Origin of the sequence: Variovorax sp. EL159 (genome assembly GCF_900100965.1) — a bacterium.
Taxonomy (GTDB): domain Bacteria; phylum Pseudomonadota; class Gammaproteobacteria; order Burkholderiales; family Burkholderiaceae_C; genus Variovorax.
The window spans coordinates 304,487-329,952 of sequence record NZ_FMUJ01000008.1 but is presented as its reverse complement, the minus strand read 5'-3'; the positions used below and the strand labels follow the sequence as shown (position 1 = coordinate 329,952).

Genomic DNA, 25,466 nt, shown 5'->3' with positions numbered 1-25,466 from the left:
TTTCACACTGCATGCGTGGCAACGACGAATGTCCGCCGACCACACCGTCATTCGAAGGGACTTTCATCATGAACACCAAGCAACTCATCGCCCTGTCCGCAGCCGCATTCGCCATGCTGGGCGCAGCAGGTGCCGCACACGCCGAAACCTACGAAGGCGTGCAATCGATCACCTCGCAGGCCAGCCGCGCCGACGTGCGCGCCCAGGCCGTGGCGGCCGCACGCAGCGACAACCCCTATGCAGAGGGCGCCAACGCCGGCCCGGCCCCGACCCTCGTTTCGTCCACGAGCCGCGCCGCGGTCCGCGCCGAAGCTGTGGCCGCCGCGCACAGCGACAACCCCTACGCCGAAGCCGCTTCGTCGGGCGTCGCGCCCGTGGTGGCCAGCACCATCGACCGCGCCACGGTGCGTGCCGCCGCCCGCGCTGCCGCCCGTGGCGACGCACTGCCGCTGTAATCGGTTCGCGGCGCCCATCCCGCTTCGGCGGGTCCGCACACCGAAGCCGGCCCTTGTGAAAGCGGGGCCGGCTTTTTTTTGCGCGCGCCGGGCAGTGGCCTTCGCCCGCCGGCCGGGCACCGGGAAGCAGCGGCTCAGGGCCGCACGCCCTCCCAGGCGTTCTGCAGCAAGGCACGAATCGCATCGCGCGCCAGTGGACGCGGATTGGGGTACTGGTTCGTGAGCGCATGCGCGCAGGCCAGGTCGAGGTCCGACTCTTTCATGCCGATGTCGCGCAACGCGACCGGTGCGCCGTTGTCGCGCGCCAGGTCGAACACCGCCTGCGCCGCGTTGCCCGCGCCCAGCGCCTTCGCGATGCGCGCCATCGCCTCGGGCGCGGCGGCTGCGTTGTAGGCCAGCGCGTGCGGCAGCACGATGGTGTGGGTCTCGGCATGCGGCAGGTTGAAGCTGCCGCCCAGCGTGTGGCACAGCTTGTGGTGCAGCGCCATGCCGACATTGCCGAGCACGGTGCCGCAGAGCCAGGCGCCATAGAGCGCATCGCTGCGCGCGCCCGGGTCCTTGGCCGATGCACGGATCGCCGGCAGGGCGCGGCCCAGCGCGGCAATGCCCTCTTGCGCCATCAGGTCCATGATCGGATTCGCGTCGGTGGCATAGAGCCCTTCGGCCGCATGCGCGATGGCGTTGATGCCGCTGGTCACGCTCATGCCCACGGGCAGGCTGGCCGACAGCTCGGGGTCGTAGATCACGGTGCGCGGCAGCACCCTGAAGTCTTTGCCTGTCTTCTTCATGCCGGCTTCGGTGATGCCGTAGATCGGCGTCATCTCGGAGCCCGCGTAGGTGGTCGGAATCGCAAGGATCGGCAGGCCCGAGTCGAGCGCGATGGCCTTGCCCAGCCCGGTGGTCGAGCCACCGCCGATGGCCACGGCGCAATCGGCGCCCAGGCGTTGCGCCACCTCGCGCGCTTCGCGTGCGGTCTCGATCGGCACGTGCATCACGGCCCGGTCGAACACACCGGCCGCGTGCGCGCCCAGCATGTCGGCGATGCGCTCGGCCTGTGGCCGCTGCTCGGGCGTGGACAGCACCAGCGCACGCCTGGCGCCCAGCGCATCGATCTCGCGCGCCAGGTGCTGCAGCGAACCCGCACCGAAAACCACCCGCTGGGGCACGCTGCTGTAGACGAAGGGTTGGACGGACATCGCTTGATCTTTCCTCAGGGACTCGCAGCCAGGGAACGCCTGCGCCGCAGGATACGACGGGCGCGAGTGTCCCAGCGGCCCGCCGGCCGTTCAACAACACCAGCGGAAAGGAGTTTTCCGCTGTCAGGCCGGAGCGACCCGCACCGTCGAGGCCTGGCGGCTTTCGGCGATCGTGAAGCGCACCGGCAGAAAACGCTCGATCACCGCGCAGTTGGTGCGCGTGTGCTCCGTCACTTCGCTGCAGGTGAAGGCACCGGCCTTCTTGCCTTGCCACGCCGCGAGCGCCAGCAGCAACGCGAGCTGATCGGCCAGATGCGGGCCGACGGCGGCCTCGCTCTTCTGGAACTCCCGCACCTCCTTCACCAAGCCGTGCGCCACCTGCTCGGCGCTGAGCGACTTCTCGCCGAAGGCCGTGAAGACCTCGGTGACGTGCTCATACGCCAGCGTGGCAAGCAGCGCATTGCCCGGGCCTTCGTTCTGGCGCACGGCCCCCAAGCGAAGCTGCTCGCCCGACCAGCCCATCGCCCCGCCGAGCGTTTCGAGTTCGCGCGTCGGCACGTGGCGCGGCAGGCCCGGTGCCAGACACTCCGCATAGGCCGACTGCTGCGCGCCCCGCGCCATCAGGTCGAAGGTCTGCAGCGCGCCCACCGCCGGGACGATGGTCGCTTCGACCTCACCACCGCCGGCCGGGTAGAAGCCGCATCGGCGCAGCGACAGTTGCAGGTCGGCGCCCAGCCGGTGCACGAGCGGCACGAACGCCCGCTCCAGGAAATGGAAAGGCGGCGCCATCGGGTTGTGCGTGCCGCCGCTCAGATGCACGCGGCTCTGCGCACCGGCCAGCAGCAGCGGCGGCAGCACGGTCTGCAGCACCAGCATGCAGCTGCCCGCACCGGCAATCGCGAGGCGGTAGTCGCCCGAGCGCACAGGCCCCGGCGCGAAGCGCAGCGATTGCGAGCCCAGTTCGGCACCGTCGACCTGCGCACCGCTGATCTCCGTGGCCGCCTTCACGCACGCCAGGTGCTGGCGCATCAGGCCCGGCTTGGCCCGGCCCGCGCGAATCTTCTCGATGGACAGGGGCTGGCCCGTGACCACCGACAGCGCAAGGCTGGTGCGCAGGATCTGGCCGCCGCCCTCGCCTTGCGAGCCGTCGAGTTCGATCATGCGTGGCCTCCTTCCTGGGCGTGCGATGCCCCCGCGTCGAAGCGCAGCACCGTCTCGCAAAGAAAGGCATCGAGCTCCGCGCCTTCGGTTTGCGGCAGCGGCGTGATCGGATCGGCCGCGTTGGCCGCCAGCTCGGCTTCGATGAATGCGTGGATGCCGGGCCAGCGCGGGCTGGTCGCGGCTTCGCCGGCACGCATCTTCACTTCGAGCAGCGCGTTGATCTCTTCGATGAGCGCCACGTCGCGCACGGCATCGAGCGTGTGCTGCGCCAGGCTGGCGAAGCGCATCGGCGGCACGCCAGGCTGCGTGCGGATCCAGCGCGCGGCCAGCAGCGGGCGCAGCACGTAGAGGTACTTCTTGTAGCGCACCTCGTCGGCCTGCAGGTGCTCGCGGAAGTTCTTCTTTGCCATCGAGGTGTAGTGATGCCACGCGCGCGCGTTGGAGAACACCGCCTCCGACAGCGCACGAAAACGCGGCATGGCCACGGCATCGTCGCGGTACACGATGGGCGAGCGCAGCCATTCGAGCAGCGTCGGGTTCGACTCGCGCATCAGGCCGAGTGCCTTGCGCAGGTCCCAGCCGTTGACGTCGAGGTCGCCGCTGATCGGCAGCTCGATCACGTCGCGGCGCGGCGCGACCGTGAGGTACCACGGCAGGCGGTTCACGTAGACGAAGCGCACGTCGTAGTCGCTGTCGGGCGAGGCAAAGCCCCAGCCGCGGCTGCCGGATTCGCAGGCGAACAGCACGGTCACGTCGTGCGTTGCTTCGATGTCGCGCAGGGCCTCCATGATCTGCGCGCGCATGGCGGGCTCGATGGGATGGGCGGAGCGCAGGAGTTCCTGGGTGCTCATGAAAATCTCTTCTTCCTCATTGTTTTTCTACCGCCTGATCTTCTTCTTTCATGCGATCAGGCGCGGGTGACGGTCACATGGCCTGCACTGTCGAGCTCGAACACGTCGAGGTCATTGGCCAGGAAGGCGTTGCCGCGGTAGTGAGCCTGGGTCTCGGCCATCAGTTGCGCCATGCCTTCTTCGTTCTGGTGGCGCGCGCTGAAGTGCGTCAACACAAGGTTGGGTATTTCCACGGACTGCGCGAACTCGGCCAGCAGGCGCGCCGAGCTGTGCATCGGGCCGGGGCCGACCTTGTCGAGCACATCCTGCGTGTAGGTGGCTTCGTGCACCAGCAACTGCGCACCCTGGCAGGCGTCGCGCAGCAGCGCGGGCTCGGCGTTGTCACCGCCCATCACCGCACTCGCCGTGTCGATCTGCGTTTCCGCGAAATCGGCACTGCGCAGCACCGCGCCGTTGAAGGGCACGTCTTCGCCGGTCTGCAGCGCGCGCCATGCCGGACCGGGCGGCAGGCCGGTGGCCTTGAGTGCCTCGGTCTTGAGCCGCGTGCGCCGGGTTTGCACCTGCACGCGATAGGCATGGCTGGGCACGCGATGGCGCAGCACATGGCGCTCGATGCGCAGGCCCGGTGCCTCGTACACCAGCGGCTGCGTTTCGACATCCACGTGCTCGACCTCGTAGGGCAGGTGCAAGTCGGTCAACTGGCGCGTGGCCTGGAACCATTCCCACACCGGCAGCGGCGCGACCAGCTTCAGCGGCTTCGTGCGCTTGCCCATGCCCGCGCTCGCGAGCAGGCCGGGCAGCCCATAGCAATGGTCACCGTGCACATGCGTGATGCAGACGGCGGCCAAGGCGTGCAGCGACAGCGGCGTCTGCAGCAGGCGATGCTGCGTGCCTTCGCCGCAGTCGACCAGGAACCAGTCGGCGTTGAGCACCGTCTGCACGGCGAGGCCGGAGACGTTGCGCTGGCGCGTGGGGGTGCCTGAAGAGGTTCCCAGAAAAGTCAGTTTCATCATCACTTCGATCACTCCCTGCGGATCAACGCGCACATCGCGGCATCGGCAGCAACGCGCTCCCAGCTCCAGTATCGACGCCCATCCGCCGGGCGCGCCGCCACCATCGCCTTGAGTCTTTCGACCTGTTCAGCGTCACCCCAACGGGCCATCGTCTGGATCGCGACCACGCGCAGGCTCCACCATTTGCTTTGCAACGCGGCCTCGACTTCGGCCACGGCCTTCTCGTTCGGCCTGGCTCGACCCAGCGCCCGAAGACGGTTCGTTTGCTCACCCAGAAGGTTCGCGCCCGGCCCGACCGACCGCAACCGCTCCCGACGCGCCCGACGGCATGCCAGGCAACGCACGGCCCTGCTATCGATATGGCCGTGAGCAACTTCGTACCACCACTTCTGCTGCTTGGCGGTCCAGATCTCTTCCGCGCCGCAGTCGCGGCATGTGAACGGCCGAGCGAAGTAGAACTCGGGCGGCGGCACGCAGGTGTTGTTGTAGCGGCCCAGCACGTCCAGGTCGGCCCGCTCGATACCAAGCACGCTCAGGCACACGCCGGATTGCCGGTTGGACACGCGCGGTTGCGCCTCGACACGCGCTGCGCGCGCCAGGCGATGTGCCTTGATCTCGGCACGGCGTTGCTTGTTGCTCTTCATTTTTTTCAACCTTCGTAATGCGTTGCTACGAAGGCGGGCCGGATCTTCCGATGGCCTTCTATAGCTATAGCTCTTCCACTGTCACGACACCTTCGCTCGCGGCGAGTTGAACGATGCTGCCAAGCACCTGTCGCGCAAAGCTGCTGTTCGCAAGCAGGCAGACCACAAAGCCATCGGCATCGATGCTGACCGAGGCCTGCGCCCATTCCGAAGGCGTCGATGGCGGCGCCGGATAGAAATCCGCACGCTCGCCCTGGACGTTCAGATGGCCGCCGATGCCGGCCTTCCTGCAGATGCCTTGCGCGACATCGCGCGACGGCAAGGCGACCTTGACGCGGTACTCGACGCCCATCGCGTCAACCCTTCACACAGACAACCTGCTTGAGCGTGTAGACCACTTCCACCAGGTCCTTCTGCGCATCCATCACCGCGTCGATGTCCTTGTAGGCCATCGGGATCTCGTCGATCACGTCGGCGTCTTTTCGGCATTCGACGCCTTCGGTCGCCGCGATCTGGTCGGCGATGGTGAACAGCTTCTTCGCCTTGGTACGGCTCATCTTTCGACCGGCGCCGTGGCTGCAGCTCATGAAGCTCTCGGGGTTGCCCTTTCCGCGCACGATGTAGCTCTTGGCCCCCATGCTGCCGGGGATGATCCCCAGCTCGCCGGCTTTGGCGCTCACCGCGCCCTTGCGGGTCACGAGCACGTCTTCGCCGAAGTGCGTCTCGCGGCTCACGTAGTTGTGGTGGCAGTTCACCGCTTCCACATGCGCCTCGAAAGGCTTGGTGATGACCTTGCGCGCGGCCGCGACCACGCGCTGCATCATCACTTCGCGGTTGGCACGCGCGAACTTCTGGGCCCAGCCCACCGCACGCACGTAGTCGCCGAAGTACTTGGCGCCTTCTTCGAAGTACGCCAGGTCCTGATCGGGCAGGTTGCGCTGGTGCAGCTCGGCGTCTTTCTTCGCGAGTTCGATGAAGTGCGTACCGATGGCATTGCCCACGCCACGCGAACCCGAGTGCAGCATGAACCACACGGCGCCCGCTTCGTCGAGGCACACTTCGATGAAGTGGTTGCCCGTACCCAGCGTTCCCAGGTGCTTGTGGTTGTTCGTGTTCTTCAGGCGCGGGTAGTCCTCGCAGATCGCATCGAATTCATCCACCAGCGCGGACCAGGCCACGTCGGTTTCGTTCGGCGGCGTTTCCCACGAACCCTTGTCGCGGCCCATGCGCTTGGGGTTGCTTCCGTGCGGCACGGCCTTTTCGATCGCGGAACGCAGCGGGCCCAGGTTATCGGGCAGGTCGCGCGCGTTGAGCGTGGTCTTGCACGCCATCATTCCGCAGCCGATGTCCACGCCCACCGCAGCGGGAATGATCGCCTTGAAGGTCGGGATCACCGAACCCACGGTCGCACCGATGCCGTAGTGCACGTCGGGCATGGCCGCGATGTGCTTGAACACGATGGGCAGGCGCGCAGCGTTCTCGAGCTGCTTCTGCGCTTCGTCTTCGACGGGCACGCCGTTCGTCCACATCTTCACGGGGACGCCGTTGGCCACTTCATGGAGCTTGTAGTTCGTCATTTTTCTTTCCTTCTCTCTGTCTCTCTGTTCAATCTCTGCTTACTTGCAAGAGGCCCAAGAGGCCCAGGAGGCCCAGGGCCACTTCTTGAATGCCGCGATGAGTCCTTCGTACGTACGGAGCGGAAAATCGTGCTCCACCCAAAGCTCGCGGTACTTCGCGAGCCCCACGTCCACATAGATGCGCTCCAGGATCGCGTGGATGTTGCGCACCAGGTCCACGCGCCGGATGGTGCCGTGGTCCAAAACCTCGAAGTCGTCCATGGCGGTGATGCCCCAGCTTGCCCAATCGCGGTAGCGGCGCAGCTCGAAAGCCAGGTCTTCCTTGTCGCCCGTCACCACGAGGTGAACTTCTCCGGGCTCGTCCATGAAGACCGCCGAGGCTTGCTGTGCACCCTTCACCAGATCGAGCCCCATGCGCGCCAGGTCACCCAGCGAATCGTGCAGGTACGACACGGCAAAGTCCATCGGCCCGGCATCGGCGCGAAAGCTCAGCGTGGCCCAGCCGGTACCGCTCAGTACGTAGGCGATCCGTTCGTGGGCTCGATCTTCTTCCAACATATCTTCTTTCTTCCGTTCAACGACAACAACGTTCGTTCATTGATTGATTGATTCATTCATTCGCAGATGGTGGACACGGCGGGATTCGAACCCGCATCAATACGGCGACCATGGTTCTTGAGTCCGATGGCCCAGTCGACGATTGGAAACGCGCGCCAGTGACAGACCCGTCATCGGAGCCAGCACCTGCATCCTCAACCTTGCTCGTCAACCGACTTTCCCGCCGTACCTGGTCTTACCCAGGCTGCCGGCAATTTCAAACATTTTTGGCAGTGGCGCTCCCTTCTGTGCCTGCGTGCCCGAAACAAAAAAGCGGCGACAAAAATCGACGAAACAGTCGTGCTCTAACCACTGAGCTACGGTCTTTCGACCGGCGGGATTCGAACCCGCGACCCCGAGCGTTGGAGGCTGTAGTTCCGCCAGCATTCGCTGCAAAAAACAGTGCGACAAGGATGACAAGACGTAGACCACGCCGGAGAACCGGCGCCGGGATTCGAACCCTGGTCAAACCAAGATGTAGTCCTGCCTGCATTCGCACAAAAACCTTCATCCCCGTTCAGCGACAAACGGTCGGTGTGACTTCAGATTGGTGATGTAGTCACACCTGCATTCGCCGAACGACGACGTTCAAATTCTTCGGATCGGGCACCGCGGGCCAAGGCCCACGGCACCCTCTCTCTTTTCTCTCAGATCGAAGTCTCTTCGATCACACCCACCCAGTGGTCGGCGCCCAGGCCACCCGCGGCATACACCGCCAGCAGCTTGAACACTTCGTCGCTGAAGCCGCCGATGTTCAGCACATCGTCACGCTCCTGCGCCTGGGTGGTCGCATAGGGCTGGATGTCGATGCACACCAGCCGCGCCTTCGGGTTGCGCTTCTTGAACGCCTCCCACTCTTGCATGGTCGCGGTACCACGGCCACGGGCACGGTCGGCCCACGATTCGTTGTCCGACACCAGCACCACAAGATCGGCTTGCGCCTTCTCATGGTTCAGCAATGCCAGCGGCGCGTTGCACGAGGTACCGCCACCGCCCACCGCCGCCAGCTTGGCCGCGTTGGTCATCACCGAATCACGCGGATTCAGCTTCAACGGCACCACCTTCGTCTCGAAGGGCAACACACGCGCATCCGCATTGCGGCGCAGCACGGCAGCAGCCACCAGCGCAGCCACGTCGATGCAACGCACCGCAGTAGTTGCCGTACCGCGGTGACCCGTCACGGGCGAGCTCATCGAGCCCGACACGTCGGGGCACACCACCACGCGGCCCTCGAACTGCGGCACATTGGCCAGCGCGAGTTCCATCGCGTCCTGCAGCGCTTCCTTCACCACGTGCGGCACGTCGGCGCCGGTTGCGGTGTAGGCCGCCATCACTTGGTACGGCAGCACACGGGCCTTGGCCACGGCCTGCGGGTCACGCAGCTTGGCGGCCACCGCATGCGCAAGGCCCGGCAGTGCGAACACGCCATGGCGCGCAAAGGTGTTCAGGTTCTGACGCACCATCTGCCACGAACCACGCTGCGCGATCTGCGCCCAGGCCCGCGTATCCAGCTCCAGCGCGGTCAGCATCTGGAACGGCACATCGGGCACTTCGAGCGAACGGTCCTGCTTGAAGCGTTCGAACGCCTGCGTCAGCGGAGGCAGTGCCTCCAGCGCATACGGACGACCGATCAGCCATGCGAACCACGCGGCGCGCCATGCTTCGGCAGGCTTCGGGTGAACCATCTTCACCACGTCGGCCAGCGAAGGCGTGTTGCCCACCGAGGCGTTCAGCAGTTGCGCTTCGGTCGCTTCGAGCAGCCATTGCTGCACGAGCTTCTTCGGACGCGTACCGAGCGACTTGCGGCCCACGGCACCCGAACGCAGCATCTGCACGAAGTTGCGCAGCATCTTGCCGTTGTCGATCACGCGGCCGAACACCTGGGCGAGCAGCGCCACGTCGCGCTTGGCGAGCGTCGCGGCCAGCAGCGCCGGCATGTCCTTCATGTGGCCGGCGCGGCGTGCGTACACGGCCGTCTTGGCAACGAACAGCGGATCGACTTCATGGGCCAGGGCCATCACGGCATCGAGCTGGTCCTGCGCTTGTGCGTAGAACGTGTTGTTCAGGCAACCGGTCGCGGCGAGTTGCGCCAGTTGGTGCTTCGGCGACAGGGCATAGGCCGCGCCACCCGCTTCGTTGCGGGCATCCGTCGCGGGCATCAGGACACCGCGCAGGGTTTGAAAGAGTTGAAGGTTGGCCATCGTGACTTCTCCTTGTGGGTTGTTTTCTTGTGTCTAATTTCTTGAATGTGTGATCCTTATTGCAACGGGTGTGCCAGGTTTCCATCGCGCTGATCGACCAACTAATAACTCATTGATTTGATTGAGTTTTCTTCTTCAAAGAAACTTTTGACTCGTTCTTCATCTTGAGATTTATCCAGATTTCTTATAATTTTGGATATCTATTTATCTAGAGATATGAAGAAACCCATCGTCGTCATCGGCTTCCTCGGCACCCAGCTCGATGCCGGCCAGGGCGCGGGCCGCTGGAACAAGTGGCGTCCCACGGTTTCGCTGGCCCAGCACGAGGACATGGTCGTCTCGCGCATGGAGCTGCTCTACACCTTGCGGCACAAGGCGCTGGCCGAAGTGGTCAAGGCCGACATCGTTTCCGTCTCGCCCGAGACCACCGTCAACCTCGTGCCGCTCGACCTTGCCGACCCGTGGGATTTCGGCGAGGTCTACACGCGCCTGTACGACTGGGCGCGTGCCTACACCTTCGACACCGAGCGCGAGCAGTACTGGACGCACATCACCACCGGCACGCACGTCGCGCAGATCTGCATGTTCCTGTTGTCCGAATCGCGTGTGGTGCCCGGCGTGCTGGCGCAGACCTCGCCGCCCAAGCGGCAGCGCGAAGGCGAGGCCGGCAAGTGCACGCTGATCGACCTCGACCTGTCGCGCTACGACGTGATCGCGCGGCGCTTCGGTGCCGAGCAGCGCGATGCGGTCGCCTTCCTCAAGAGCGGCATCGCCACGCGCAACGCGCGCTTCAACGCGCTGATCGACGAGATCGAACGCGTGGCCGTGCGCTCGCGTGCGCCGATCCTGCTGGTCGGGCCGACGGGTGCGGGCAAGTCGTTCCTGGCGCGGCGCATGTTCGAGCTGAAGCAGGCGCGGCACCAGATGACCGGGCCGTTCGTCGAGGTGAACTGCGCCACGCTGCGCGGTGACGGCGCCGCGTCCACGCTGTTCGGGCACAAGAAGGGCTCTTTCACCGGCGCGGCGAGCGACCGACCCGGGCTGCTTCGCACCGCGCACCAGGGCGCGCTGTTCCTCGACGAAATCGGCGAGCTGGGTCTCGACGAGCAGGCCATGCTGCTCAAGGCCATCGAAGAAAAGCGCTTCTTCCCCGTGGGCGCGGACAGGGAAGTGGAAAGCGACTTCCAGCTCATCGCCGGCACCAACCGCGATCTGCGCAGCGATGTGGCGCAAGGCCGCTTTCGCGAAGACCTGTTCGCGCGCATCAACCTCTGGACCTATGACCTGCCCGGCCTCGCACAGCGGCCCGAAGACATCGAGCCCAACATCGACCACCTGCTGGCCATTCACGCCACCGAGAACCACCGCGTGGTGCGCTTCAACGCCGAGGCGCGCGCGGCCTACCTGCGCTTTGCGCAAAGCAGCGAAGCGGTCTGGAGCGGCAACTTCCGCGACCTCTCGGCCAGCGTGACGCGGCTGGCCACGCTGGCGGATGGCGGGCGCATTCCGGTGGCGCTGGTCGATGCGGAGATCGCGCGGCTGCGGTGGCTGTGGAAGCACGCGGGGCCGGCGGTGGCCGCGAGCCATGGCGACATCATCGACCTCGACGCCTTGCTGGGCGACGAGCGCTCGGCTGCGCTCGATCTCTTCGACAGGCTGCAACTCGAAGCCGTGGTGCGCGTGTGCCGGCAATCACGCAGCCTGTCGGATGCGGGCCGGCAACTCTTCCAGGCCTCACGTGCGCAGCGCAGCGTGGTGAACGATGCGGACCGCCTTCGCAAGTACCTGGCGAAGTTCGGCGTCGAGTGGAGCCGCATCGCCGACGCCTGAGCTATCCTCCGCGCCGATGGCCATCTCCGCATTCGCAGTCAAGGTCCCGGCGGCCGAAGCGCTCGTGGGAGACCTGCGCCGCAGGTACGACGCCACCGTGGCGCTCGGCGTGCCGGCACACATCACCGTGCTCGTTCCGTTCATGGACCCGGGGCAGATCACACCGGACGTGCTGGCGCTCGCACAGCGTGTGCTGAACCGCACGCCTTCGTTCGCGTTTTCATTGAGCGAAGTCGGCCGCTTTCCGGAAACGGCCTACCTTGCACCGAAGCCGGCCGAACCGTTCGTCGCGATGACCTTGGCGCTGGCAGATGCCTTCCCCGGTTTCCCGCCTTACGAAGGTGCGTTCGAAGGCGTGATCCCGCATTTGTCCGTGGCGCATGGCAACGCGCTCGATGCGGATGCGGCGGCCATCGAATTGAATGCAAGGCTTCTTGCGTCGGGCCCTGTGCATGCGACGTGCACAGAGGTCACGCTGATCGAAAACTCTTCCGGCCGCTGGCAAGACCTGCACGTCTTCCAGCTTCCTCCTGCGGGAGCCCGAGCGATGCGCAACGTTCTCTTCATCTGCAGCCGCAACCAGTGGCGCAGCCCGACGGCCGAGCAGCTCTGGCGCCGGCATCCGCTGATCTCGGCCCGCTCGGCCGGCACCAGCCCGAATGCGCGGCACCGCGTGTCCATCGACGACATCGAATGGGCCGACCTGATCCTCGTGATGGAAGAAAAGCACAAGTCGCGGCTGGTGGCCGAGTTCAAACGGACACTGGAACACAAGCCGATCCACGTGCTCGACATACCCGACGAATACAAATACATGGACCCGGCGCTGATCGAGGAACTCGAACGCTCGGTGCCATCGATTCTTGGAATCGACTGACAACATCAACAACACATGACAGAAACCTACATCAGCACAGACGTCGAATCCGACGGCCCGATCCCCGGGCCGCACTCGATGCTGAGCTTCGGCTCGGCCGCCTACACGGCGGACAAGCAACTCCTTTCCACGTTCAGCGCCAACCTGCACACCTTGCCCGGCGCCGAAGCCGACCCCAGAACCGCCGCATGGTGGAAGACGCAACCCGAGGCATGGGCCGCCTGCCGCTCGGACCTGCAAGACCCGGCGCACGCCATGAAGAACTACGTGAGCTGGCTCAAGGGCCTGCCCGGCCGGCCGGTGTTCGTGGCCTACCCTGCGGGCTTCGACTTCATGTTCGTCTACTGGTACCTCATCCGCTTCGCGGGCGAGAGCCCGTTCAGCCATTCGGCGCTCGACATGAAGACGTTCGCGATGGCGATGCTGAAGATCGGCTACCGCGACAGCACCAAGCGCGCGATGCCGCGGCGCTGGTTCGACAAGCTGCCGCACACGCATGTGGCGCTCGACGACGCCATCGAGCAAGGTGCGCTCTTTTGCAACATGCTCGCGGAAAACCACGCGGCGAAGGCGCAGCAGCCATGAGCATCGGCCACGCCGTTCGCCGCTGGTACAGGCTCGCGCTGTGCGCGGTGCCGTTCATGCTGGCCGGCTGCGTGCAGTCGATGTTTTATTACCCCGACAGCGTGCGCTACGAAACGCCCGATGTGCTGGGCCTGCGCTACGAGCCCGTGCAATTCAACAGCGCCGACGGCACCCGCCTGAGCGGCTGGTTTCTTCCGGCGGCGGATCGCAAGAGCCCGAAGGAGGCCAAGGGCACGGTGGTTCACTTCCACGGCAACGCGCAGAACATGAGCACGCACTGGCGCTTCGTGGCCTGGCTGCCGAAGCAGGACTACAACGTCTTCGTTTTCGACTACCGCGGCTACGGCGAATCGGCGGGCAAGCCGGAGCCCAAGGGCGTGTTCGAAGATTCCAATGCCGCGCTGAACTACGTGCGCTCGCGCAGCGATGTCGACCCCGAGCGGCTGTTCGTCTTCGGGCAAAGCCTGGGCGGCACCAACGCGATCGCGGTGGTGGGCTCGGGCAACCGCGCGGGCGTGAAGGCCGTGGCCATCGAGTCGACCTTCTATTCGTATTCGGCGATTGCCAACGACAAGCTGTCGGGCGCGGGCCTGCTGGTCAGCGACACCTACGCGGCGTCGAAGTTCGTCGCGGCGATCTCGCCGATTCCGCTGCTGCTGATCCACGGCACGGCGGACCATGTGATTCCGTCCGCGCATTCGCAGCGCCTGCTGGCCGATGCGCGCGAGCCCAGGCGCCTGATCGAAGTGCCGGGCGCCGGCCACCTCGAACCGATGACGGCACTGAGGTTCGGCCACACCTACCGACAAGCACTGACCGATTTCTTCGAGGCCTCGATGCAGCCGGCCTCGCAACAATGACGGCAACGACGCCGATGAAGCACTTCGATGAAGCCGCGACCCGCGCACCGCTGGACTTCAGGCGGCTGGTGCCCGCATTGCGCGAGGCCTTCGCGGCCGAGGCACAGGTGCCGCCACGCCACGTGCACAGCATCGAGACGGCGGGCGCCGACCCGGGCGGCAAGGGCACCGTGCTCATCATGCCGGCGTGGAGCGACGCGGGCTTTCTCGGTATCAAGACCATCAACATCTTTCCCGGCAACAGCGCGCGCGGCCTGCCTGGGCTGCATGCGACCTATGTGCTGTACGACGCGCGCACCGGTGTGCCGCTGGCGATGATGGACGGCAACGAGATCACCGCGCGCCGCACGGCGGCCGCATCGGCGCTCGGCGCGTCGTTTCTTGCACGCCAGGATGCGCGCCGCCTGCTGGTGCTGGGCACCGGCCGCATCGCGCGCATGTTGCCCGCCGCGCATGCGAGCGTGCGGCCCATCGACGAGGTGTGGGTGTGGAACCACCGCACCGAAGGCGCCGAGGCGCTGGCCGCGCAATGGCGCGCCGAAGGCTGGAATGCGCGGGCTGCTCCGAATCTCGAAGCAGCTGTGCGCGAGCACGCCGACATCGTGAGCTGCGCCACGCTGGCCACCGCGCCTTTGGTGCGCGGCGAATGGCTCGCGCCGGGCTCGCACCTCGACCTGATCGGCAGCTTCACGCCCGCGATGCGCGAAGCCGATGCGCAGTGCTTCGTTGGCGCACGCACCTATGTCGACACGAACGAGGCCCTGCAGAAATCGGGCGACCTGCTCGACGCGATGGCAGCCGGCACGCTGCACGCGCAAGACGTCCAGGGCACGCTGGCCGAGCTGTGCCGCGGCCAACGCGCAGGCCGCGCGGACGATGAAGAACGCACCGTGTTCAAGGCGGTGGGCAGCGCGCTCGAAGACCTGACGGCCGCCACGCTGGTGTGGAAAAACGCGGGCCCGACCTGAGCGTGGCCGGTGCCGCCTGTGCACTTCTTGAGGGTTAGTCCCAATCGTTGTTTCACCTAGGCAGCCCGATTTACGGACCATGCACAGGGGAAACTCGACGCATGGCGCCCGCCACCGAAGAGCGGCCCTGGTTTGTTCATGGCACGGAACTTGAAAGCCACGAACCAGGAACCGACTTCAGGCAAGGGGCGCATACGTCATACGGCGGATAGCGCTGCTCCCCCGACTGCCAGTAACCTGCAAACGCGATGAATACCGAGGGCCAGCCGCATGCTCACCATCCTTCAAAAAGCCAGCATCCTCAGCAAGGTGGGATTCGACGTACCGGCCCGTCCGGACGACGATCTCTCGACCAATGCCGTCATCGGCTCTTCCGTGAAACCCGAGGGCATTTCCCAGAAGGCGCATGACTGGGCCAAGGCCATCGAGACCCTGTACGTGGCCTACGTCGCGACCCGCGCCGCCAAGAGCCTGCGAGACGCCGAGGAAGTACGACAAACCGCCATGCTGCAGCGGCTTTCGTCCCAGGCCTACGCCGCCTGAGCCCTGCTTTGCCGTGGCCGCCCTTCGGCGGCGAGTGGGCTCGGCGCTACCGGCTCGCGCTCACCAGCAGCATCATCGGCCGCTCGCGCTCTTCGGCCAGCGACGGCACCGCCGCAACCTGCGCGTCGGTCGGGCCCCACTCCTGCACGTGATCGATGTGAAAGCCCGCGCGCAACAGCGTGTTCAGCAAGGTGCCCATGGTGCGGTGCTGCTTGATGACGCCTTCGGCCAGCCAGTTCGTGGTGCGTGGCCCTTCCATCTGGTAGCTGTCGAGCGGCCATGACTTGCGCCCCTGGGCGTCGGTGTGCCAGCCCGGGTTGCGGGGTGCCATGAAGATCGGGTGCTCGATCGAAAACACCAGCCGGCTTCCGGGCACCAGCGCGGCATGCACCGTGTCCAGCAATGTGCCGAGGTCTTCGATGTAGTGAAAGGCGAGCGAGCTGTAGGCGAAGTCGATCGACTGCGGTGGCAGCGCCAACGCATCGAGATCTGCACGCACATAGGAAATGGCGCTGTCCGCGCCGAAGGCCTGGGCTTTTTCGAGCATGCGCTGCGACACGTCGAGCCCGAGCACCGAGGCCGCCCCTTGCGTGCGCGCCCATCGGCAGAACCAGCCGAGGCCACAGCCCAGGTCGACCACCCGCAGGCCTTGCAGGCGCGGCACCAGCGCACGCAGCGCAGGCCATTCGGGCGCGCCGTCGAGCCCGTGCACCGAACGCGGCAGTTGCTGGTAGCCCTCGAAGAAAGCGGGCGTGTCGTAGATGTTCTGGGCCATGGGGAGTCCTTGCTGTGCAGCAGCTCCATTATTTCCCTGGCCCGGGCGACGACGCGCCCTTCTCAGCACCGGGAGAGCGACCTGCACGGCCGCTCATGCCTCGGTGTTGATTTGCTTGCTTACTTGCCTTGGGCGGCGGTCAGCGCCGGGTTCTGCATGGTCGAGATCACCTTGCTGTTCACGCGCGAGCCGCTGGTCACGTTCTGGTCGGGTGCGGCGGCGGTGGCCACGGCTTCCTGGTAGACCTGTGCCGGATCGCGGCTGGACGTGAACGGATCGGCACCGCGCGAGCCGCGCGTCACGTTCTGGTTGGGTGCGTGCGCCGTTTCCACGGCCTGCTTGTAGACGGCTTCCGGATCGGCCGTGGAGGTGAACGGATCGGCACCGCGCGAGCCGCGGGTGACGTTCTGGTTCGGTGCGTGGGCAGCGGCAACGGCTTCGGCCTGGACGGCTTCGCGGGTGCGGCCGACGGACTGCTGGGCCTGGGCGGAAGCGACGGCCAGAACGGCGAATGCGGCGGCGAGGGCGAGCTTGGAGGTCTTCATGTTCGTGTCTTTGAGAGTTGTCTGGAGGGTTCGTCCGAGAATGCGGGAAAACCCTTAGCGAGGTTAGTGACCGCAAAAGGCAGTTCTGTGACGGCCCTCGGCGGCACTGGGCTGCCGCTGCATGTATCAACGCCCCGCATCCGCTTCTGTTAGGGCGACCAGGCGCCCGTCTCTCCCGTCTCTCAAAAGTCCGCGCGCGCGGCTCCGGGGCTCAGGCCTTGGCCGCGGCCGGGGTCACGCGAAACGAGATCCCGAACCGGTTGAAGGCATTCATCAGGCCGATGGCATAGGTGAGATCGGCAAGCTCCTTGTCGCCGAACTCGGCGGTGGCCGCCGCGTAGTCGGCGTCGGGAACGCCCGTTTCCGCCACACGGGTGACGGTTTCGGCCCAGGCAAGCGCGGCGCGTTCGCGGCGGTTGAAGACTTCGCCAGCCTCGCGCCACACGGGCACCAGCACGAGCTTGTCCACCGCGAGGCCGGCCTTGAGCAGATCGCGCGAATGCATGTCGATGCAATAGGCGCAGCCATTGATCTGCGAAACCCGCAGGTATACGAGATCGACCAGCTGCTTGGGAAGGCCGCTTTTCTGGAGGGCGACGTACACCCCGCCGAAAGCCTTGTAGACCTCGGGAGACGCCTGGGTGTAGTCGATGCGATGGCTCATGAAAAATCCTTTTTCTACGTGGAGCGTGCCGATTGGAAAGGACCTCATCGTGCGGGATCGTGGCTCCGTTCGGAAGAGCCAAGATCGTTGTTTTGCTCTGGGCCATGTTCTTCCAATTTCCCCGGTGAACAGCGGGCCAACGGTGTACCGGTACTCAACAGCCCACAGTCACAGCCGGCTGCTACCCACTGCATGACCGCGCTTCGAATAATGCAAACACGGTCGGCGCATGCCTCGACGCACCCTCAATCGCGCACGAACCGGCTTTCAACTTCACACCGAAGGAGACAAACGAAATGGCTCGCAAGATCCTGATGCTCTGCGGCGACTATGGCGAAGACTACGAAACCATGGTGCCCTTTCAAACCCTGCTCGCCGTGGGCCACACGGTGCACGCCGTGGCACCCGACAAGAAGGCCGGCGACTGGGTGCACACCGCCATCCACGACTTCGAAGGTGCGCAGACCTACAGCGAGAAGCCGGGCCACCGCTTCACGCTGAACGCCAACTTCGCCGACGTGCGCCCCGAGGCTTATGACGCGCTCGTCATTCCCGGCGGACGTGCACCCGAGTACCTGCGCATGCACAGCCGCGTGGTCGAGATCACGCGGCACTTTCTCTCGGCCGACAAGCCGGTGGCGGCGGTCTGCCATGGCGCGCAACTGCTTGCGGCCACGGGGCTGCTCAAGGGCCGCAAGGTCTCTGCATATCCGGCCTGCCAGGTCGAGGTCGAGTTGGCGGGTGCCGAGTACATGGGCATTCCGGTCGACCAGGCCGTGACCGATCGCAACCTCGTCACCGCGCCGGCATGGCCTGCGCATCCGGCGTGGCTCGCGCAGTTCCTGGTGGTGCTGGGCACGCGCATCGAGCACTGACCGAGTCCCACGGCTCGACGGGCGGCGCTACAGTGCGTGCGTCGCCCATCTCACCCCGAAAGAAGGAGGCCGCCCATGTGCGAAGTCTTCATCAGTGCCGATCCGCAAAGCTACGACGCGCGCACGCGCTCGGTGCGGCTGCACGGCGTGGTCACCAGCATCCGGCTCGAGAACCTGTTCTGGCAGGTGCTGGAAGAAATCGCGCAGCGCGACGGCATGGTCGTGGTGCAGCTCATCGAGCGGCTCTACGACGAGCTGGTCGCGGCGCGCGGCGAGGTCGGCAACTTCGCGTCGTTCCTGCGGGTCTGCGCCTTGCGCTACGAGGCGATGGTGGCGCAGGGGCGGATTCCGGCCGATACGTCGGTGGCGATCCGCTCGCTGGATGCGAAGGCGGTGCTGCATGAATTGCCGCAGGGGTGGGGGCGGTCAACACACGAGCGGCAACAGCCATCAAGCGAGACGCGGGTGCGCACACTCCACGTCGCCGCACGACGGCACGCATAAGGCGCTCTGAAAGACAAGCGTCCGGATCAATTCGCTTTGCGTGCCACAAATGCATTGATCCGGATTCGTGAGCGGCTAGCTCACTTAGAGACGACCAGTTCTCGAATGTGCTCGACAGCGCGTCGGCTCGTGATTTATCCGTGCACTCCTCTCCCAAGGGAGCCACTCAGCAGACTCCCTACCGTTCGAAAACTCGCTCCGCTGCGTGCATCACGAAACAGGCCAAGTCCCTCAAGACGTATCGCTGTAGCGGATCTCGACACCCCGTAGCGAGCCATCAAATGATTCGTGACGAACTCATAGTTTTGACGGTTGCACGGTTGATCATCAACATAGAGCAGTCCATGACCGCGATCCGGCAGATTCATGCCGTGAAGGATCCGGCGAAAGTCCTCCTCAAAGCTGACTCTTGGCATCAGTAGGCTCGCCGCAAAGTAGTCCGCTTGAAATTCCATACGTGAAATTTCTGGCGCTTCAATTGCTTCCTTTCGAAACAACAGGAAATCAACCTCCTCGCATGCTTCGCCGGCCATGAATCTGGAGTGCCCAAGAAGATGATGAGCGAGTTCATGCGCAAGGGTAAATCGCTCTCGCCCCTTGTTGGGTCGAGCATGTGCAAATACTTTGATTTCCAGGGGATCGAATGAGATGCGCCCGAGGATCGAGCCGCGAAAATCATCGCCCTCTGCTGGTTCAACATCAAGTTGAACACTGAGATTGCAGCGCTCCCTCTCAAGGGCGCAAAGATCATCAAGTGACACCAGCCCCCTCTCATGTCCGATCTTTTTGAGGATGCCAGCGGCATGCTCTTCGATTCGATCTTTGCTTTGAAATGGCACCTTCTGACCAAGATTACTTTTGGGATTGACCAGCTTCCTTCGCTCACTCAGGCTCATCGGAATTTGGACTACAAAATCCTCCACAAAGCTCCAGAGGGAATTTGTATCTCTTACGGGCGACTGCAAATACAGGTCAAAGGCCGTACTGACGAAGCTCTCCTTTGAAAGCCCGGCATCCAACTCGATTGCATCCTGCAGGCTTGACTCAAAAATTGAGGCCGACGGCGAACGCATGAGTTCCCACTTGAAATTTGACGGATCAAAGTACCGGAGAAGTCCCATTCCCTTGGATTTCGCAAACGCTCTGGCGCCTCTCTGATAGGAGGCGGTACTGGCGATCACCGCTTTCACGTTGGCAGCCGCCACCTGCTGAACCTTACTAAAGAACTCCTCCGTGTCATCCACCGGGACTGCGTGCGTGTAGTTCTTGCATTCGACAAGAAAGAGCATGGAGTACTCCGTTGCTCCCGGCATGAATATCTCAATCGAAACATCAAACACGATCTCTGAACCTCGGTCCTTAGAGAAGTAGCCTTTTTTTGGTATATCTTGCAATTCGATTTCTTGACGAAAAATCGTCCACCCGCTATCTCAGACTTGAGCAACTTGTAGATCGCATCCTCAAGCAGATCACCGACCTTTGTAGTACTCATTTCAGAAGCCTCTCAGTTGAAATTCGGATTCCTTCATCCATGAGCATACGCAAAGAAATCGATATCCCATGACGCGTAGACAATGGGCGCCCTGCTTTTGGAGGCGGGTCTACGGAGCTCTTGAACGCGCTGAAATGGTCACAATCGTCCCGACACCGAAAGTGCATCCCGTAGGTTTCGACACCTATTTAGTCTGCGCATGACCTTGTCGGTGATCCCACTCAGCGTCGGGTTCATCTTCAAGAATGAATCCATCGGGCAGATCTACGGTGGGTTGTCGTCGAGATGCTGCCGACTCTCGTTGCCGCCGGTGAAAACCCCGCCGGAGTCGTGTGCGTTGTTCGGCCGCACGCAATAGGCGAAGCACACCGGTACCGGTTCAGCCCCATAACTTCGTCAGGGGTGAGAGCGAGCAGCGCGAGGGCGGTGAGCTTGTCCCTCCGCGGTTCGTTCTTCTTTTTGCTTAACGCCCACATTGGCGTCCTCCGCAAAAAAATGGCACCCTCCCGGGTGCCGTATTTGCCTTGTAGGCGCGATGTTTGCAAGCTGCAGCGTGCGTAGCCGCAACGCCGCAATTGCATGCAATCAATCCAGCGAAACGTTCGCCTTGCGGATCACATCCGTGAACCGCGTCGTCTCGCTCGCCACGAACTGGTCGAACTGCGGGCGCGTGGTCGGGAACGGTTCGTAGCCAAAGCTCTTGAACTTCTCCAGCACGTCGGGCTCCGCCAGGCCCTTCTCGATGTCGCGCTTGATCTTCTCGGTGACCGATGCGGGCAGGCCGTTCGGCACGGCGATGGCGTTCCAGCCGATCACCTCGAAGCCCTTCGGGCCACCCGATTCGCCGACGGTCGGCACGTCGGGGAATGCGGCCACGCGCTGCGGTGCCGCGGCTGCCAGGAAGCGCAGCTTGTTCGCGCGCTGCAGCGGGCCGGCCGTGGCGCTGGTGCCCAGTGCAAAGGCCAGCTCGCCGGTTGCGACCGAGGTGTAGAGCTGCGTGGTTTCCTTGTAGACGATGTGTTCCATCTGCGTGCCGGTGGCCGACTCGAAAAGCTCCGAGCCCAGGTGCACCGGGTTGCCGACCGACCATGAGCCGTAGTCAAGCTTGCCCGGGTTGGCCTTGGCATCGGCGATCAGGTCGCCGATGGTCTTGTACTTGCTGTTCGTGGCAACGGTGAAGAAGAAGTAGGTCTTGAAGAGCGGCAGCAGCGCGTCGAAGTCCTTGCCGGTGTCGTAGGGCAGCTTCTTGAACAGCGCGGGGTAGGCGGCCAGGTGCACGTTGTCGAGCACGATGATGTCGTGGCCGTCTTTCGCGCCGCGCTTGAAGGCATCGATGGCGATGAAGCCGTTGCCACCCGGGCGGTTCTCGACCACCACGGGCTGGCCCCACGCGCGCGAGAGCTTGTCGGCCACGAGGCGGGCCACGCCATCAGGGCCGCCACCCACCGGGAACGGCGTGATGATGCGCACCGGCTTGGTAGGAAAGGCTTGTTGCGCCGATGCGGTGGCAGGCACCAGCGCAGCGGCGGCAAGCGCCAGCGCGGCCAGGCCGACACCGCGGCGCGTTGTCTTGGTCTTCTTCATTCTCTGATCCTCTTCTTTCGATCCTCTTGTTTGAAAAAAAGCCATCGGGCCGCTGTATGCGCGGCTTCCGATGGCTTGTTTACTGGCTTCTTTTTGTTGTTGTGTGTGGGTGCTGCGGCGTCAGACGCGTTCGAGAATCACCGCGATGCCTTGGCCCACGCCGATGCACATGGTGCACAGCGCATAGCGGCCGCCACCCTTGTGCAGCTGGTTGACGGCCGTGGTGGCCAGGCGGGCACCGCTGGCGCCGAGCGGGTGGCCCAGCGCGATGGCGCCGCCGTTGATGTTCACGCGCGCGTCGTTGTCCTTCAGGCCCAGCAGGCGCAGCACGGCAAGGCCTTGCGCCGCGAAGGCTTCGTTGAGTTCGATGACGTCGATCTGGTCGATGGTGAGGCCGGTGAGCGCCAGCACCTTCTGCGTGGCGGGCGCGGGGCCGATGCCCATGATGCGCGGCGCAACGCCGGCGGTGGCCATGCCGACCACGCGGGCGCGCGGCGTGAGGCCATGCTTGGCGGCACTGGCTTCGTCGGCCAAGAGCAGCGCGCAGGCGCCGTCGTTCACGCCGCTGGCATTGCCGGCCGTCACGGTGCCGTCGGGGCGCACCACGCCCTTGAGCTTGGCGAGCGACTCCATGCTCGTCTCGCGCGGATGCTCGTCCTTGTTGACGATGATCGCGTCGCCCTTCTTCTGCGGCACGCTCACGGGCACGATCTCGGCGTCGAAGAAGCCCGACTTCTGCGAGGCCACGGCGCGCAGTTGCGAGTTCAGTGCCATCAGGTCTTGCGCTTCGCGCTCGATCTTGTAGTCGGTGGCGACGTTCTCGGCCGTCTCGGGCATGGAGTCGACGCCGTACTGCGCCTTCATGAGCTTGTTGACGAAGCGCCAGCCGATGGTGGTGTCGTACACCGCGTTGTTGCGGCTGAAGGCGCTCTCGGCCTTGGGCATGACGAAGGGTGCGCGGCTCATGCTCTCGACACCGCCGGCGATCATCAGGCCCGCTTCACCGGCGCGAATCGCGCGTGCCGCCGTGCCGACCGCGTCGAGGCCCGAGCCGCACAGGCGGTTGATGGTGGCGCCGCCGAGCTCGATCGGCAGGCCCGCCAGCAGCGCCGACATGCGCGCGACGTTGCGGTTGTCTTCGCCGGCCTGGTTGGCGCAGCCGTAGAGCACGTCGCCCACGGCCTGCCAGTCGACGTTCTTGTTGCGTTCCATCAGCGCGCGCAGGGGCACGGCGCCGAGGTCGTCGGTGCGCACGCTGCTGAGCGAACCGCCGTAGCGGCCGAAGGGAGTGCGAACGGCGTCGCAGATGAAGGCTTGCTTGGTCATGGTGTGTCTCTTCTTGGTGGTTTGGATGGAATCAGGCGGCGATGGGCAGGCCGACGAGCTTTTCGAGTTCTTCGCGGGTCAGGCCCTCGACGAGGTCGACCAGCTTCAGGCCCTGCGGCGTGCATTCGAGCGTGGCGAGGTCGGAGTACACGCGCTTGACGCAGCCGATGCCGGTCAGCGGATAGGTACATTCCTGCACCAGCTTGCTGGCGCCCTGCTTGGTCAGCAGATCCATCATCACCCAGGTCTGCTTGGCGCCGATGGCCAGGTCCATCGCACCGCCGACGGCGGGAATGGCGTCTTTCTCGCCGGTGTGCCAGTTGGCGAGGTCGCCGGTGGCCGACACCTGGAAGGCGCCGAGCACGCAGATGTCGAGGTGGCCGCCGCGCATCATCGCGAAGCTGTCGGCGTGGTGAAAGAACGCGCCGCCCGGCAGCAGCGTGACGGGCTGCTTGCCGGCGTTGATGAGGTCGTAGTCTTCTTCGCCGGCCTCGGGCGCGGGGCCCATGCCGAGAATGCCGTTCTCGCTTTGCAGGATGACCTCGCGGCCCTGCGGCAGGTGGTTGGCCACCAGCGTGGGCTGGCCGATGCCGAGGTTGACGACAGCGCCGTCGAAGATGTCCTGCGCCACGCGGGCGGCCAATTGGTCCTTGGTGCGACGTGTGTATGCCATGGTCATGCTGCCTTCTTGAAACCGCCGGCTTGCGTCGCCACGCGTTCGATGCGCACCACCTGGTGCACGAAGATGCCCGGGGTCACGATGGTCTCGGGGTCGAGGGTGCCGAGTTCGGCGATGTCGTGCACGGTGGCGACGGTCTTCTTCGCGGCCATGGCCATCACCGGGCCGAAGTTGCGCGCGGCCTTGCGGTAGACCAGGTTGCCCCAGCGGTCGCCGCGCTCGGCCTTGATGAGCGCCACGTCGCCGTGGATGGGGTACTCGAGCACGTACTGCTTGCCGTCGATCTCGCGGGTTTCGCGGTTGCCCGCGAGCTGCGTGCCGTAGCCCGTGGGGCAGAAGAAGGCACCGATGCCGGCGCCGGCGGCGCGGATGCGTTCTGCCAGGTTGCCCTGGGGCACGAGTTCGAGTTCGATCTTGCCGCTGCGATAGAGCCCGTCGAACACCTGGCTGTCGGCCTGGCGCGGAAAGCTGCAGATGATCTTGCGCACGCGGCCGGCCTTGAGCAGCGCCGCAAGGCCGGTCTCGCCGTTGCCCGCGTTGTTGTTGACGACAGTGAGGTCTTTGGCGCCCTGCTCGACGAGGCCGTCGATGAGTTCGCCGGGAATGCCGGCGGTGCCGAAACCGCCGATGAGAACCGTGGCGCCGTCCTGGATGCCTGCGAGGGCATCGGCGACCGAGCGCGCGATCTTGTTGATCATGAAGCTTGTCTCCGGAAGTGAAGAAAGAAACCGAACTGTCGAGCCACCCGATTGCCTGTGGCACGCGTGAGCAAACGGTCTGTCTGTCCGAGCCATCGGGTCGATTCTGCGAATCGCCAAATTGTTCGTCTAAAGAACATTTGTTCGTATAATGAATTTTAAAGAGGATCGCTCACCATGGCAACCCAGACGACATCACCCGACGCACCCGCCCCCGGCGACAGCTACGTGCAGTCCTTTGCACGGGGGTTGCAGGTGATCCGTTCGTTCAGCGCGAACGCGCCGCGCCAGACGTTGAGCGAAGTGGCGGCCGGCAGCGGGCTCACGCGGGCGGGCGCGCGGCGCATCCTGCTCACGCTGCAGACGCTGGGCTACGTGGTGACCGACGGCAAGCTCTTCACGCTCACGCCGCGCATCCTCGACCTGGGCTTTGCCTACCTGTCGTCGATGCCCATCTGGAACCGCGCCGAGCCCGTGATGGAAGCGCTGGTGCAGCAGGTGCAGGAGTCGTGCTCGGCGGCCGTGCTCGACGCGACCGACATCGTCTACGTGCTGCGCGTGCCGACGCAGAAGATCATGCGCATCAGCCTGGGCGTGGGCTCGCGCCTGCCGGCCTACTGCACCTCGCTCGGGCGACTGCTGCTGGCCGACCTGGAAGACGACGAAGTGCGCGCGCGGCTCGAAGCCTCGAACATCGAGGCGCTGACCAAGCACACGGTGACCGACATCGATGCGTTGATGGCCAAGGTGGCCCAGGCGCGCAAGCAGCAGTGGTGCCTGGTGAACCAGGAACTCGAAGAGGGGCTGATCTCGGTGGCCGCGCCGATCGTCAATGGCCAGGGGCGCATGGTGGCCGCGCTCAACATCAGCGGGCAGGCCAATCGCACGAATGCGAAGGTGATGCAGGAGACGATGCTGCCGGCGCTGATCGATGCGGCCAGGCAGGTGTCGCGGCTGCTTTAAACC

Annotated in this window: 27 protein-coding genes; 10 read left to right on the top strand and 17 right to left on the bottom strand. The window is 64.8% G+C overall.

The features are described from left to right. Positions 1–68: 68 nt before the first annotated feature. A complete protein-coding gene (locus BLQ28_RS28975) occupies positions 69–455 on the top strand; it encodes a helicase SNF2 (protein WP_093246799.1) in 387 nt (128 codons plus the stop codon). A 134-nt stretch (positions 456–589) separates the two neighbouring features. Here the strand turns inward: BLQ28_RS28975 and BLQ28_RS28970 are convergent, their stop codons facing one another. The 9 genes from BLQ28_RS28970 to BLQ28_RS28930 all read right to left on the bottom strand — a co-directional run bounded on the left by BLQ28_RS28970 (position 590) and on the right by BLQ28_RS28930 (position 9,695). Further along, positions 590–1,651: a maleylacetate reductase gene (locus BLQ28_RS28970; RefSeq protein WP_093246771.1), complete on the bottom strand. Its 1,062-nt coding sequence runs from the start codon at positions 1,649–1,651 to the stop codon at positions 590–592. 123 nt (positions 1,652–1,774) lie between these two features. Continuing rightward, a complete protein-coding gene (rtcA, locus tag BLQ28_RS28965) occupies positions 1,775–2,812 on the bottom strand; it encodes an RNA 3'-terminal phosphate cyclase (RefSeq protein ID WP_093246770.1) in 1,038 nt (345 codons plus the stop codon). Next, positions 2,809–3,663 (bottom strand): nucleotidyltransferase domain-containing protein, encoded by an 855-nt coding sequence (locus tag BLQ28_RS28960; RefSeq protein ID WP_093246769.1) that lies wholly within the window; start codon positions 3,661–3,663, stop codon positions 2,809–2,811. Before BLQ28_RS28960 ends, rtcA begins: the two co-directional genes overlap by 4 nt. 56 nt (positions 3,664–3,719) lie before the next feature. Continuing rightward, entirely contained in the window at positions 3,720–4,673 is a 954-nt protein-coding gene (locus BLQ28_RS28955; protein WP_256327503.1) for a ribonuclease Z, read from the bottom strand. A gap of 11 nt (positions 4,674–4,684) precedes the next feature. Further along, positions 4,685–5,320, bottom strand: a complete 636-nt coding sequence (locus BLQ28_RS28950; RefSeq protein WP_093246768.1) for a zinc-ribbon domain containing protein — start codon at positions 5,318–5,320, stop codon at positions 4,685–4,687. A 64-nt stretch (positions 5,321–5,384) separates the two neighbouring features. Beyond that, positions 5,385–5,672 carry a hypothetical protein gene (locus tag BLQ28_RS28945; RefSeq protein WP_093246767.1) on the bottom strand — a complete coding sequence of 96 codons (288 nt, stop codon included), beginning with the start codon at positions 5,670–5,672 and terminating at the stop codon, positions 5,385–5,387. 4 nt (positions 5,673–5,676) lie between these two features. Then, positions 5,677–6,897, bottom strand: a complete 1,221-nt coding sequence (locus BLQ28_RS28940) for an RtcB family protein (protein WP_093246766.1) — start codon at positions 6,895–6,897, stop codon at positions 5,677–5,679. Between the two features lie 39 nt (positions 6,898–6,936). Next, positions 6,937–7,455: a hypothetical protein gene (locus tag BLQ28_RS28935; RefSeq protein ID WP_093246765.1), complete on the bottom strand. Its 519-nt coding sequence runs from the start codon at positions 7,453–7,455 to the stop codon at positions 6,937–6,939. Positions 7,456–8,141: 686 nt separating this feature from the next. Next, complete coding sequence (locus BLQ28_RS28930; RefSeq protein WP_093246764.1) at positions 8,142–9,695, bottom strand: vWA domain-containing protein; 1,554 nt, start codon at positions 9,693–9,695, stop codon at positions 8,142–8,144. A 216-nt stretch (positions 9,696–9,911) separates the two neighbouring features. On the opposite strand from BLQ28_RS28930, the gene rtcR reads away from it, so the two are divergent. The 6 genes from rtcR to BLQ28_RS28895 all read left to right on the top strand — a co-directional run bounded on the left by rtcR (position 9,912) and on the right by BLQ28_RS28895 (position 15,358). Then, positions 9,912–11,525 carry an RNA repair transcriptional activator RtcR gene (gene rtcR, locus BLQ28_RS28925; RefSeq protein ID WP_093246763.1) on the top strand — a complete coding sequence of 538 codons (1,614 nt, stop codon included), beginning with the start codon at positions 9,912–9,914 and terminating at the stop codon, positions 11,523–11,525. Positions 11,526–11,541: 16 nt separating this feature from the next. Beyond that, a complete protein-coding gene (locus BLQ28_RS33550; RefSeq protein WP_371126716.1) occupies positions 11,542–12,402 on the top strand; it encodes a 2'-5' RNA ligase family protein in 861 nt (286 codons plus the stop codon). 15 nt (positions 12,403–12,417) lie between these two features. Further along, complete coding sequence (locus BLQ28_RS28910; protein ID WP_093246762.1) at positions 12,418–12,987, top strand: 3'-5' exonuclease family protein; 570 nt, start codon at positions 12,418–12,420, stop codon at positions 12,985–12,987. After that, positions 12,984–13,847, top strand: coding sequence for an alpha/beta hydrolase (locus tag BLQ28_RS28905; protein WP_093246761.1), 864 nt, complete (start codon positions 12,984–12,986; stop codon positions 13,845–13,847). The genes BLQ28_RS28910 and BLQ28_RS28905 overlap by 4 nt, the downstream gene beginning before the upstream one ends. 14 nt (positions 13,848–13,861) lie before the next feature. After that, positions 13,862–14,815, top strand: a complete 954-nt coding sequence (locus tag BLQ28_RS28900; RefSeq protein ID WP_093246760.1) for a bifunctional Delta(1)-pyrroline-2-carboxylate/Delta(1)-piperideine-2-carboxylate reductase — start codon at positions 13,862–13,864, stop codon at positions 14,813–14,815. 270 nt (positions 14,816–15,085) lie between these two features. Continuing rightward, a complete protein-coding gene (locus BLQ28_RS28895; protein ID WP_093246759.1) occupies positions 15,086–15,358 on the top strand; it encodes a hypothetical protein in 273 nt (90 codons plus the stop codon). Between the two features lie 46 nt (positions 15,359–15,404). Here the strand turns inward: BLQ28_RS28895 and BLQ28_RS28890 are convergent, their stop codons facing one another. The 3 genes from BLQ28_RS28890 to BLQ28_RS28880 form a co-directional block, all read right to left on the bottom strand. After that, positions 15,405–16,133 (bottom strand): class I SAM-dependent methyltransferase, encoded by a 729-nt coding sequence (locus tag BLQ28_RS28890; RefSeq protein WP_093246758.1) that lies wholly within the window; start codon positions 16,131–16,133, stop codon positions 15,405–15,407. Between the two features lie 119 nt (positions 16,134–16,252). Continuing rightward, positions 16,253–16,678 carry a hypothetical protein gene (locus BLQ28_RS28885; RefSeq protein WP_093246757.1) on the bottom strand — a complete coding sequence of 142 codons (426 nt, stop codon included), beginning with the start codon at positions 16,676–16,678 and terminating at the stop codon, positions 16,253–16,255. A 211-nt stretch (positions 16,679–16,889) separates the two neighbouring features. After that, positions 16,890–17,342 carry a carboxymuconolactone decarboxylase family protein gene (locus BLQ28_RS28880; RefSeq protein ID WP_093246756.1) on the bottom strand — a complete coding sequence of 151 codons (453 nt, stop codon included), beginning with the start codon at positions 17,340–17,342 and terminating at the stop codon, positions 16,890–16,892. A 296-nt stretch (positions 17,343–17,638) separates the two neighbouring features. Here BLQ28_RS28880 and BLQ28_RS28875 point away from each other — a divergent pair, with 296 nt between their 5' ends. Both BLQ28_RS28875 and BLQ28_RS28870 read left to right on the top strand, forming a co-directional pair. After that, positions 17,639–18,217 (top strand): DJ-1/PfpI family protein, encoded by a 579-nt coding sequence (locus BLQ28_RS28875; RefSeq protein WP_093246755.1) that lies wholly within the window; start codon positions 17,639–17,641, stop codon positions 18,215–18,217. A 75-nt stretch (positions 18,218–18,292) separates the two neighbouring features. After that, positions 18,293–18,721, top strand: coding sequence for a ribbon-helix-helix domain-containing protein (locus BLQ28_RS28870; protein ID WP_093246754.1), 429 nt, complete (start codon positions 18,293–18,295; stop codon positions 18,719–18,721). 134 nt (positions 18,722–18,855) lie between these two features. Here the strand turns inward: BLQ28_RS28870 and BLQ28_RS28865 are convergent, their stop codons facing one another. The 5 genes from BLQ28_RS28865 to BLQ28_RS28845 form a co-directional block, all read right to left on the bottom strand. Further along, entirely contained in the window at positions 18,856–20,115 is a 1,260-nt protein-coding gene (locus BLQ28_RS28865) for an ImmA/IrrE family metallo-endopeptidase (protein ID WP_093246753.1), read from the bottom strand. 683 nt (positions 20,116–20,798) lie between these two features. After that, complete coding sequence (locus BLQ28_RS28860; RefSeq protein ID WP_093246752.1) at positions 20,799–21,797, bottom strand: Bug family tripartite tricarboxylate transporter substrate binding protein; 999 nt, start codon at positions 21,795–21,797, stop codon at positions 20,799–20,801. Positions 21,798–21,917: 120 nt separating this feature from the next. Continuing rightward, the gene (gene pcaF / locus BLQ28_RS28855) at positions 21,918–23,123 is read right to left on the bottom strand and encodes a 3-oxoadipyl-CoA thiolase (RefSeq protein WP_093246751.1); all 1,206 of its coding nucleotides are present in this window, start codon (positions 23,121–23,123) and stop codon (positions 21,918–21,920) included. A gap of 31 nt (positions 23,124–23,154) precedes the next feature. Then, positions 23,155–23,802 (bottom strand): 3-oxoacid CoA-transferase subunit B, encoded by a 648-nt coding sequence (locus tag BLQ28_RS28850; protein WP_093246750.1) that lies wholly within the window; start codon positions 23,800–23,802, stop codon positions 23,155–23,157. Next, entirely contained in the window at positions 23,799–24,500 is a 702-nt protein-coding gene (locus BLQ28_RS28845) for a 3-oxoacid CoA-transferase subunit A (RefSeq protein WP_093246749.1), read from the bottom strand. The genes BLQ28_RS28850 and BLQ28_RS28845 overlap by 4 nt, the downstream gene beginning before the upstream one ends. 177 nt (positions 24,501–24,677) lie before the next feature. Here BLQ28_RS28845 and BLQ28_RS28840 point away from each other — a divergent pair, with 177 nt between their 5' ends. Then, entirely contained in the window at positions 24,678–25,463 is a 786-nt protein-coding gene (locus BLQ28_RS28840) for an IclR family transcriptional regulator domain-containing protein (protein ID WP_093246748.1), read from the top strand. Positions 25,464–25,466: the final 3 nt, after the last annotated feature.